Annotated in this window: 10 protein-coding genes; 1 reads left to right on the top strand and 9 read right to left on the bottom strand. The window is 71.3% G+C overall.

Features of this window, described 5'->3' with window-relative positions; translation table 11 throughout:
* The first annotated feature begins 33 nt into the window (after positions 1-33).
* Positions 34-354: a hypothetical protein gene (locus tag V6V89_RS34045; RefSeq protein ID WP_334623669.1), complete on the top strand. Its 321-nt coding sequence runs from the start codon at positions 34-36 to the stop codon at positions 352-354.
* Here V6V89_RS34045 and V6V89_RS34050 read toward each other — a convergent pair.
* The 9 genes from V6V89_RS34050 to V6V89_RS34090 form a co-directional block, all read right to left on the bottom strand.
* Positions 351-2,300 carry a primosomal protein N' gene (locus V6V89_RS34050; protein ID WP_334623670.1) on the bottom strand — a complete coding sequence of 650 codons (1,950 nt, stop codon included), beginning with the start codon at positions 2,298-2,300 and terminating at the stop codon, positions 351-353. The two genes, V6V89_RS34045 and V6V89_RS34050, sit on opposite strands and share 4 nt — an antisense overlap.
* A gap of 223 nt (positions 2,301-2,523) precedes the next feature.
* Positions 2,524-3,717, bottom strand: a complete 1,194-nt coding sequence (gene metK / locus V6V89_RS34055) for a methionine adenosyltransferase (RefSeq protein WP_281903385.1) — start codon at positions 3,715-3,717, stop codon at positions 2,524-2,526.
* Between the two features lie 37 nt (positions 3,718-3,754).
* Positions 3,755-4,966, bottom strand: a complete 1,212-nt coding sequence (gene coaBC / locus V6V89_RS34060) for a bifunctional phosphopantothenoylcysteine decarboxylase/phosphopantothenate--cysteine ligase CoaBC (RefSeq protein WP_334623671.1) — start codon at positions 4,964-4,966, stop codon at positions 3,755-3,757.
* A gap of 4 nt (positions 4,967-4,970) precedes the next feature.
* Entirely contained in the window at positions 4,971-5,234 is a 264-nt protein-coding gene (gene rpoZ, locus V6V89_RS34065; protein ID WP_334623672.1) for a DNA-directed RNA polymerase subunit omega, read from the bottom strand.
* Between the two features lie 10 nt (positions 5,235-5,244).
* A complete protein-coding gene (gmk, locus tag V6V89_RS34070; protein ID WP_334623673.1) occupies positions 5,245-5,838 on the bottom strand; it encodes a guanylate kinase in 594 nt (197 codons plus the stop codon).
* Positions 5,839-5,870: 32 nt separating this feature from the next.
* Positions 5,871-6,188 carry an integration host factor, actinobacterial type gene (gene mihF / locus V6V89_RS34075; protein WP_281903394.1) on the bottom strand — a complete coding sequence of 106 codons (318 nt, stop codon included), beginning with the start codon at positions 6,186-6,188 and terminating at the stop codon, positions 5,871-5,873.
* 168 nt (positions 6,189-6,356) lie between these two features.
* Positions 6,357-7,199, bottom strand: a complete 843-nt coding sequence (pyrF, locus tag V6V89_RS34080) for an orotidine-5'-phosphate decarboxylase (RefSeq protein WP_334623675.1) — start codon at positions 7,197-7,199, stop codon at positions 6,357-6,359.
* A gap of 2 nt (positions 7,200-7,201) precedes the next feature.
* Entirely contained in the window at positions 7,202-8,482 is a 1,281-nt protein-coding gene (locus V6V89_RS34085; RefSeq protein WP_334623676.1) for an adenosylmethionine--8-amino-7-oxononanoate transaminase, read from the bottom strand.
* 264 nt (positions 8,483-8,746) lie between these two features.
* On the bottom strand, positions 8,747-9,763 hold the full coding sequence (locus V6V89_RS34090; protein WP_334623680.1) for a quinone-dependent dihydroorotate dehydrogenase: 1,017 nt from the start codon (positions 9,761-9,763) through the stop codon (positions 8,747-8,749).
* Positions 9,764-9,841: the final 78 nt, after the last annotated feature.

Here is a 9,841-nt window from a genome sequence, read left to right on the forward strand (position 1 = left end):
ACGTTCCGCTCGGGTTCGACTGGAGGTAACGCCATGGAGTTCATCCAGCTCATCGAGTACGAGACGGACCACGCCGAAGAGATGCGGCGGATGGCCGAACAGTGGCGGGCCGAGGGTCAGCCGAGTGGCGGAGGCCCGACCCGGATCACCGTCTGTCGCGACCGCGAGCGCCCGGACCACTACGTGACGATCGCCGAGTTTCCCTCGTACGAGGTCGCGATGGCCAACAGCAACCGGCCCGAGACCCACGAGTTCGCGACGCGCATGGCGGAGCTGTGCAAGAACGCGCCGACGTTCACCAACCTCGACCTGGTGTCACGCGAGGAGTTTTCCGACTCGTCGGACGCGTTCTAGAACAGATCCAGCGGGTCCACCTGGATGCGCACCGGCTGGGCCGCCTTACGGGCGGTGCGCACGCCTGCGGCCTCGTGCAGCGCGCGGGCCAGCGCCGCCGCCCGCGCCCGGCGCACCCGCACCAGCATCCGCTCCTCCTCGCCCACCGGCACCGGGCCGAGCAGCTCCGCGCCCTCCGGCAGATGGGCGGCGGCGAGCAGGTCGGCGACTGCCTCGGGTGACCCGGTGAGGCTGGCCATCCGGGATGCGGGCGGGAAGCCCAGCTCGCGCCGCTCGGCCAGCTCGCGGGCCGCGTACCAGGCCGGGTCCCAGCGCAACAACGCCTGCACCGCCGGCAACGCGCCGTCGGTGGCCACCACGACGCGCCCGCCGGGCCGGGCCAGCGCCGCCGCGTTCATCCAGCGCCGCAGCGCCTCCTCGGTGGCGCGCAGGTCGGCGCGAGTGAGCAGGGCCCACGGATCGAGCAGCAACACGGCGCCGAAGCCGCCGTCGGCCAGCGGCTCGGCGCCGGGCGTGGCCACGACGACCGCCGCGCCGCCGGGCACGGTGCGCAGGACCTCTTCGCGGCCCGAGGTCCGCACGGGCACGCCTGGGAACGCGCGCCCCAGTTCTTCGGCGGTGCGGCGGGCACCGATCACGGCGGCGCGCAGCCGCCGTCCACCACAGCTCGGGCAGGTGTACGCGGCCGCGACCCGCCCGCACCAATGGCAGGCCGGCGTGGCCTGCGAGGAGCGCAGCGCGAGCGGCCCAGAGCAGTGGGCGCAGCGTGCCGGCGTGCGGCAGTCGGCACAGGCGACCGAGGGCAGGTAACCGCGCCGGGGCACCTGCACGAGCACCGGCGCGTCGTCTTTGAGCGCGTGCCGGGCGGCCTCCCAAGCGACGCTGGGCAGCCGGGCGGTCGCCGCGGCGGGATCGCGGGCCAGCTGCGCGTCGTCACCCGCCGGCACCACATGCGGCGCGCGGCCTCGCAGCGTCTCGCGGGGCGCCACGATCTCCTTGGCCCAGCCGGTCTCCACCAGCAGCTGTGCCTCACCGGTGCGGGCGTATCCGGCCACCAGGGCGGCGGCACCGGTGAGCTGGGCGCGAGTGAGCAGCACTTCACGGGCGTGCGGGTAGGGCGAGCGGGGCTCGGAGTGCAGGTCGTCGCCGTCGTCCCAGATGGCCACGAGGCCGATGTCGGCGACCGGGGCGAACATGGCCGCCCGGGTGCCCACCACGACGGGCACCTGGCCGCGGCTGGCGGCGAGGAAGGCACGGTATCGCTTGGCGGGCCCGAGCGCGGCGGACAGCGCCACGTGCCGCCCGGGCCCGAGCGTGGCCGTGAGAGCCGCGTCGAGCCGATCGAGATCGCGCGCGTCGGCGACGACGGCGACGGCACCCCGCCCCCCGCTGACGGTGGCTCCGATGGCTTCGGCGATGCGAGCGGCCCAGTCTTCGGATGGCATGGCCGACCAGACGGCGCGCGGCGCGGCACCTTCTTCGAGCGCACGGAGGAACCCGCTGGCCCGATACTCCTCCCATCCGGCGGTGTCGGGTGCCGGTGCCGGCTCTGGTGCCTCCTCGACCTCGGTGGAGGCGGCCTCGACGCGGGCGTGACGTGGCGGGACGGCCAGGCGAAGGACGTCGGCCAGGTTGCCGGCGTAGCGGTCGGCCACCGCCCTCGCCAGGCGGGCCACCTCCGCGGTCAGGACCACCTCGGGTGAGACCAGTCGTTCGAGGTACGCAAGCTTGCCGCCGTGGTCGGAGGCCTCGGCGCGCTCCAAGACCCAGCCGTCGACGAGCTGGCGCGCGAAGCGGACCCGCACCCGCGTGCCCGGCTGGGCCGTCTCGGCCAGGTCGGCCTGCACGAGATAGTCGAACGGCCGGTCGAGGTGCGCGAGCGGCACGTCTACGCAGACCCGCGCCACCGGAAGGTGCTCGCAGGGTTCGCGCGTCTTGGCTGCCACGCGCCTATCCTCCCGTGCCCCGCCGGCCGGGCGAGCGCCCCTACCCGCGCGCGGCGCCACGCCGGGCGTGTCCCGACGACGGGCCGGGCCCAACCGCAAGCCGGACGCAACCGCAAGCCGCGATCAAGGGCTTTCTCAACGATCAAGGGCAAACGCACGTGGTTTAGAGATCGAACCACGTGCGTTTGCCCTTGATCGACGAGCTGGGGCGGCGCGCGGCGCGTTAGGCGCCGGCAGCCGACTTCAGGTCTGCGGCGCGGTCGGTGTTCTCCCAGGTCAGGTCCGGCAGCTCACGGCCGAAGTGGCCGTAGGCGGCGGTCTGCTGGTAGATCGGGCGCAGCAGGTCGAGGTCGCGGATGATCGCGGCCGGCCGCAGGTCGAAGACCTCGCCGATCGCCTTCTCGATCCGGTCGACCGGCACGTTCTCGGTGCCGAACGTCTCGACGAACAGGCTCACCGGGTGCGCCTTGCCGATCGCGTACGCCACCTGGGTCTCGCAGCGCTCGGCCAGGCCGGCGGCCACGACGTTCTTGGCGACCCAGCGCATCGCGTACGCGGCCGAGCGGTCGACCTTCGACGGGTCCTTGCCCGAGAAGGCGCCACCGCCGTGCCGGGCGTACCCGCCGTAGGTGTCGACGATGATCTTGCGGCCGGTGAGGCCGGCGTCACCCATGGGGCCGCCGATCTCGAAGCGACCGGTCGGGTTGACCAGCAGCCGGTAGCCCTCGGTGTCGAGGCCGAGGCCCTCGAGCTCGGGAGCGATCACGTGCTCGCGCACGTCGGGCGTGAGCAGCGACTCCAGCGAGATGTCGGCGGCGTGCTGGCTGGAGACCACCACGGTGTCGAGCCGCACCGGGCGCAGCCCGTCGTACTCGATCGTCACCTGAGTCTTACCGTCGGGCCGCAGGTAAGGAATCGTGCCGTCCTTGCGCGCGGCCGACAGCCGCCGGGCGAGCCGGTGCGCGAGCGCGATCGGCAGCGGCATCAGCTCGGGCGTCTCCTGGCACGCGAAGCCGAACATCATGCCCTGGTCGCCGGCGCCCTGCGAGTCGAGCGCGCTCTCCGAGGAGCCGCTACGCAGCTCGATGGCGCTGTCGACGCCCTGCGCGATGTCGGGCGACTGCGAGCCGATCGACACGCTCACGCCGCAGGACGCCCCGTCGAAGCCCTTCTTCGACGAGTCGTATCCGATGCCGAGGATCGTCTCGCGGACGATCGACGGGATGTCCGCGTACGCCTTGGTGGTCACCTCGCCGGCCACGTGCACCTGACCGGTGGTGATCAGCGTCTCTACCGCGACCCGACTGCGCGGGTCCTGGGTGAGCAGCGCGTCGAGAATGCCGTCGCTGATCTGGTCAGCGATCTTATCCGGGTGACCCTCCGTTACCGACTCGGAGGTGAACAGGCGGCGTGCCACGGTGCTCCTTACATGTCGTCTATGTGTTCGGCGCAGTCTAGCCAGAGCTTGTTAACCGGGTTACTACCAGACTGAGTAGAGCATCGGCGACGGCGTCTTTCGGCTGCTCGGGGAAGTCTGTCACCGTGCCGTCGGCGTCCAGCACAGTAACGGAGTTAGCGTCGGCGCCGAAGACCCTGTCGACGCCGACCTGGTTGAGCACGATCAGGTCGGCGCGCTTGCGTGCCAGCTTGGCACGGGCGTTGGCCAGCGCTTCGGTGCCGTCGGCTGTCTCGGCGGCGAAGACCACGAGCACCTGGCCGGGGCGTTTGCGCTCGCCGAGCTCGGCGGCGATATCGGGGTTGGTGGCCAGCGCGAGCACCGGCGCGGCGCCGTCGTCAGCCTTCTTGATCTTCGTGGGCGCGTACTCGGCCGGCCGGAAGTCTGCCGGGGCGGCCGCCATGACGACCGCGTCGGCCTCACCTGCCGCCTCGACGGTGGCCTTGCGCAGCTCCTCGGTGCTGCCGACGCGCACCAGGTCGACGCCCGCGGGGTCCGGAAGGCTGACGTTGGCGGAGATGAGCGTGACCCGGGCACCACGGGCGGCGGCGGCGCGCGCCAAGGCGTACCCCTGCTTGCCCGAGGAACGGTTACCCAGGAATCGGACCGGGTCGAGCGGCTCGCGCGTGCCCCCGGCCGTGACCACGACGTGCCTGCCGGCGAGATCGGCCTCAAGAAGGCCGCGCGCCAGGACCCGCGACGCGAGCGCGAAGATCTCGGACGGCTCGGGCAGGCGGCCCTTGCCGGAGTCAGCGCTGGTGAGGCGCCCGACGGCGGGCTCGACGACGATCGCGCCGCGGGCCCGCAGCGTGGCGACGTTGGCCGCGGTGGCCGGGTGCTCCCACATTTCGGTGTGCATGGCCGGCGCGTACACGACCGGGCAGCGCGCGGTGAGCAGCGTGTTGGTCAGCAGGTCATCGGCGAGGCCGTGCGCGGCCTTGGCGAGCAGGTCAGCGGTAGCCGGCGCCACGACCACCAGGTCGGCGCTCTGGCCGATGCGCACGTGCGGCACCTCGTGGACCGCCGACCACACGTCGTCGGCGACCGGCTGGCCGGAGAGCGCTGCCCACGTCGGGGCGCCCACGAACCGCAGCGCGGACGCCGTGGGCACCACACGGACGTGGTGGCCGGACTCGGTGAACAGGCGCAGCAGCTCGCAGGCCTTGTAGGCAGCGATGCCGCCACCTACACCGAGAACGACCGTCGACACAAAATCAGGGCGCGTCGGTGGGCTCGGCCGTGAGCAGGCCAGCGTTGATCTCGCGAAGCGCGATGGAGAGGGGCTTCTCCTGCGGGGTCGTCTCGACCAGCGGGCCGACGTACTCCAGCAGGCCCTCACCGAGCTGGCTGTAGTAGGCGTTGACCTGGCGCGCCCGCTTGGCGGCGAAGATCACCAGCGCGTACTTGGACGAGGTCTTGTCGAGCAGCTCGTCGATGGGCGGGTTGGTGATGCCTTCGGGATTGGCGACGGAGCCCAACGTGAAGTCCTTAGTCAGCTCGTAGCGGGGTCAGAAAGGATGAACCGAGCAAGCCTACCAGTTCGTCAGCGGCACGCTCGACGTAGTCGTTGACCACCGTCACATCGAACTCGCGCTCGGCGGCCAGCTCCTCATCGGCGTGGGCCAGCCGGCGACGGATGGTCTCCTCGTCGTCGGTGCCGCGGCCGACCAGCCGGCGCTTGAGCTCCTCGACGCTCGGCGGCGCGAGGAACACCAGCTGCGCGTCGGGCATCGCGGCACGCACCTGCCGGGCGCCCTGCAGGTCGATCTTGAGCAGGACGGGCTCGCCCTCACGCAGCCATCCCTCGACCGGCCCGCGTGGCGTGCCGTAGAGGTTGCCGGCGAACTCGGCCCACTCCAGCAGCTGGCCGCCGGCGATCAACCGCTCGAACTCAGGCCGGTCGGCGAAGAAGTAGTGCACGCCGTCGACCTCGTAGTCACGCATCTTGCGGGTGGTGACCGACACCGACAGGCGCACCCACGGCGAGCGCGCCCGGATCAGCTCGATCACGCTGTCCTTACCGACTCCAGAGGGGCCAGACAGGACGGTGAGGCGAGCTGCCGGGCGCGCGTCGTCTTCCATGCTCACTGCTTGTTTCTACACGGTGCAGTGGATCAGTTAGAAGCGAACTCCCCCAGCAACGCCTTACGCTGCTGTTCGCCGAGTCCGCGAAGGCGCCGGCTGTCGGCAATCTTGAGCTTCTCCATGATCTGGGTAGCCCGGATCTTGCCGATACCAGGGAGCGCCTGGAGCACAGCCGAGACCTTCAGCTTGCCGACGACATCATCGGACTCGGCCCGTTCGAGCACGGCGGCGAGGGTGGTCTTGCCCTGCTTGAGCTGATCTTTCAGCTCAGCGCGGGCCTTGCGGATCTCCGCAGCCTTTTCCAGCGCGGCTGCGCGCTGTTCGGGGCTCAGTGACGGGAGCGGCACCAGTTCTCCTCAGGTCCCTATCGCGACGGTGCACCACCGCCGCATCTGTGAAACATGGTGTGGCCCGGAACCAAAGGGGCATGTGATTCCCGGCGCCGGGAAAACTAGCGGGCAGCGACGCTTTCGGCAACGTCGGCGCGCCATGATCACGCAATCGTGACGCCACCATCACCCACCGGCGCTGGCCAGCACGCCCCGGCACTCGGCCAGTACCCGGTCAACGGCGGTGCGCAAACGTTCGGTGTCCGGACCGCTACCGAGGACTTCCCGGGAGTAGGACGGCAACACGGCCGAAACATTTTCGGGAAAGATTTCACGGAGATCATTTGCGCTCCCGCCCTGTGCCCCGAGGCCCGGGACGAGGATCGGTCCACCCAGCTTCTCCATGTCCAATCCGGTCTTGCCGACCGTCGCACCGATCACCACACCGAAGCTCCCGAGCGGCTTTAAACCCCCGTTGAGCTGGGAAATCTCATCGATCACGGTCTGCGCGACGGTGCGACCGTCGGCCGCGACCGCGCGCTGCACGGACGCGCCTTCCGGGTTCGAGGTGAGCGCGAGCACGAAGACGCCGGCGCCGTGCTCGGCCGCCTTCTCGAACATCGGAGCCAGCGAACTTACTCCCAGGTAGGGGCTCGCGGTGACGGCGTCGACATACAAAGAGCTGGATGGTTCCAGGTACGCGTCGGCGTACGCGCGGACCGTGGAACCGATATCTCCACGCTTCACGTCGAGCAAGACAAGACAACCGAAATTTTTAAACTGTCGGATAGTTGACTCAAGGATGGCGAGCCCCCGCGAGCCGAATCGCTCGAAGAACGCCGACTGCGGCTTGACCACCGCGACCCGGTCGGCGAACGCCTCGACGGTCACCTCGCAGAACCGGGCGAGCCCGTCCGGGCTGTCCGGAAGGCCCCACTTCTCCAGAAGTGCCGAGTGCGGGTCGATCCCCACGCACAGCGGCCCTCGCTCGTCCATGGCCCGCCGCAGCCGGACACCGAAGCTCTCCACCGTCACCCCTCTCTGGTCGCGGCGGCCACCCCACGGGCGATACGCGCGACATCGTCGTCGTCCGCCACGTACGGCGGCATCGTGTAGATCAGGTCGCGGAACGGGCGCAGCCACACGCCCTCCGCCACCGCCGCCGCCGTGGCGGCCGCCATGTCCACCGGATGGTCCAGCTGCACCACCCCGATCGCACCGAGCACCCGGACGTCCAGAACCCCCGGCACACCCGCCAGCGGCCCCAGGCCGGCCCGGAGCCCCGCCTCTATGCGCTTCACCTCGCCGGCCCACCGTCCGTCGCTCAGAAGGCCGATGGAGGCGCTCGCGACGGCACAGGCGAGCGGGTTCCCCATGAAGGTCGGGCCGTGGGCCAAGACGGGCACCTCACCCCGCGAGATGCCGGCGGCGACCTCGGCGGTGCACAAGGCCGCGGCCAGGCTGAGGTAACCGCCGGTCAGAGCCTTGCCGACGCACATGATGTCGGGGGTCACCGCGGCGTGGTCGGCAGCGAAGAACGCGCCGGTACGCCCGAAGCCGGTCGCGATCTCGTCGAAGATCAGCAGGACGTCGTACTCGGTCGTGAGGTCACGCAGCGCCCGCAGGTATCCCGGGCTGTGGAACCGCATCCCGCCCGCACCCTGCACGACCGGCTCGACGATGACGGCGGCGATCTCGTCTTTTCGCCTCGCCAGGGCGCTTTCGACTGTTTTGAGGTACTTGTCGTCGACCGGCGAGTCGAACCCGTCCGGCGGCACCGGGGCGAACACCTGCCGCGGCAGCACGTCGGTCCACAGGTGGTGCATGCCACCGTCCGGGTCACACACGCTCATCGGGTGGAACGTGTCCCCGTGGTACCCGCCGCGCCAGGTGGCGAGGCGGCGCTTCTCGGGCCGGCCGCGCGAGCGCTGGTACTGCAGCGCCATCTTGACCGCGACCTCCACGCTCACCGAGCCGGAGTCGCAGAGAAACACGTGCTCCAACCCGGCCGGCGTGACGTCGACGAGCGTCTTCGCGAGCGCGACTGCGGGCTCGTGTGTGAGCCCGCCGAACATCACGTGACTCATCCGCCCAAGCTGGTCGGTGACCGCCGCGTCCAACACCGGATGCCGATACCCGTGGATAGCCGCCCACCACGACGACATCCCGTCCACGAGCTCCCGCCCGTCCGCGAGCCTGAGCCGCACCCCGGACGCACCCTCCACGACGAGCGGCACGGTAGTGCCCGGCATGGGCCCATAGGGATGCCACACATGCGCCCGATCGAGCACCCCGATCTCCTCAGGCGTCACCGCACTCCCCCACCCCCACGCTCCCGCCGCGCTCTCCCCGCCCGCGCTCTCCCCGCCCGCTCTCTCCCCGCCCGCTCTCTCCCCGCCCGCTCTCTCCCCGCCCGCTCTCTCCCCGCCCGCTCTCTCCCCGCCCGCTCTCTCCCCGCCCGCTCTCTCCCCGCCCGCTCTCTCCCCGCCGATCAAGGGCGAATGCACGTGGTTTGATCTCTTTTCCACGTGCGTTTGCCCTTGATCGATGAAAAGGGCCTTGATCGACGGGAACCCTCATGCGCTGGCTCTCACCACGTCTCTGGCCGCGGCCGCGCGGGCTATCGCGCGCACCAGCGCCGGTCCGCGATATATGAAGCCGGTGTAGAGCTGGACCAGGGCGGCGCCCGCGTCGAAGAGGCGGGCGGCGTCGTCCGGGGCCAGGATGCCGCCGACGCCGATCACCGGCAGCGCGCCGGCCGTCTCGCGGTGTACGAACGACACCACCTCGCGGGCTCTCGCGGTGAGCGGGCGCCCCGACAGCCCACCCGCCTCGTCGCGGTGGGGCGCCCCCTCGGTCAGCCCTTCTCGGGACAGCGTCGTGTTGGTTGCGATCACCCCGGCCGCGCCCCGGTCGGTGCAGACCTGAAGCAGCTCGGCGATCGCCTGCTCGGTGAGGTCCGGCGCGATCTTGACGAGGACGGGAGGCCCCCCGACCAGCGCCGCGAGGAGGGCGTCGAGGTGGTCCCGGTCCTGGAGGGCGCGCAATCCCGGTGTATTCGGTGACGACACGTTGACCGCGATGTAGGCCGCGTGCTCGCGCACCGCCTCGTACGAGGTCACGTAGTCGGCCACCGCCTCGTCCAGCGGGGTGATCTTCGACTTGCCGAGCGAGATCCCCAGCGGCACTCCGACCGGCGCCAGCCGGGCCGCCAGTGCCGCCGCGCCGTCGTTGTTGAAGCCCATCCGGTTGATCACGGCCTCGCTGGCGGGCAGCCGGAAGAGGCGGGGGCGCGGGTTGCCCGGTTGCGGATGCGCGGTGACGGTGCCGACCTCGACGAATCCGAAGCCGAGCGCCGGCCACGCGGGCAACGCGACGCCGTTCTTGTCCATGCCGGCGGCCAGCCCGACCGGGTTCGGGAAGTCGACCCCGAACACCCGCACCGGCGCCCGCACGGCGTACCGCTTGCGGAGCCCCGCCAGCGCCCACCCCGGCAGGCCCGCGAGCCGCCGCAGCGTCCACTCGTGCGCCGCCTCCGCGTCACCGTCCCCGATCCGGAACAGCGCCGCCCGCCCCAATCGGTACCCGCTCACCGCGCCGGCCCCGCGCCGCTGCTCCCGCCCGCGCCGCACGCGGCCCGCCCGGCACCCGCCAGGCCGCCACGCACGCGG

Origin of the sequence: Micromonospora sp. CPCC 206061 (assembly GCF_036906915.1) — a bacterium.
In the GTDB taxonomy this organism is placed as follows: Bacteria; Actinomycetota; Actinomycetes; order Mycobacteriales; family Micromonosporaceae; genus Phytohabitans.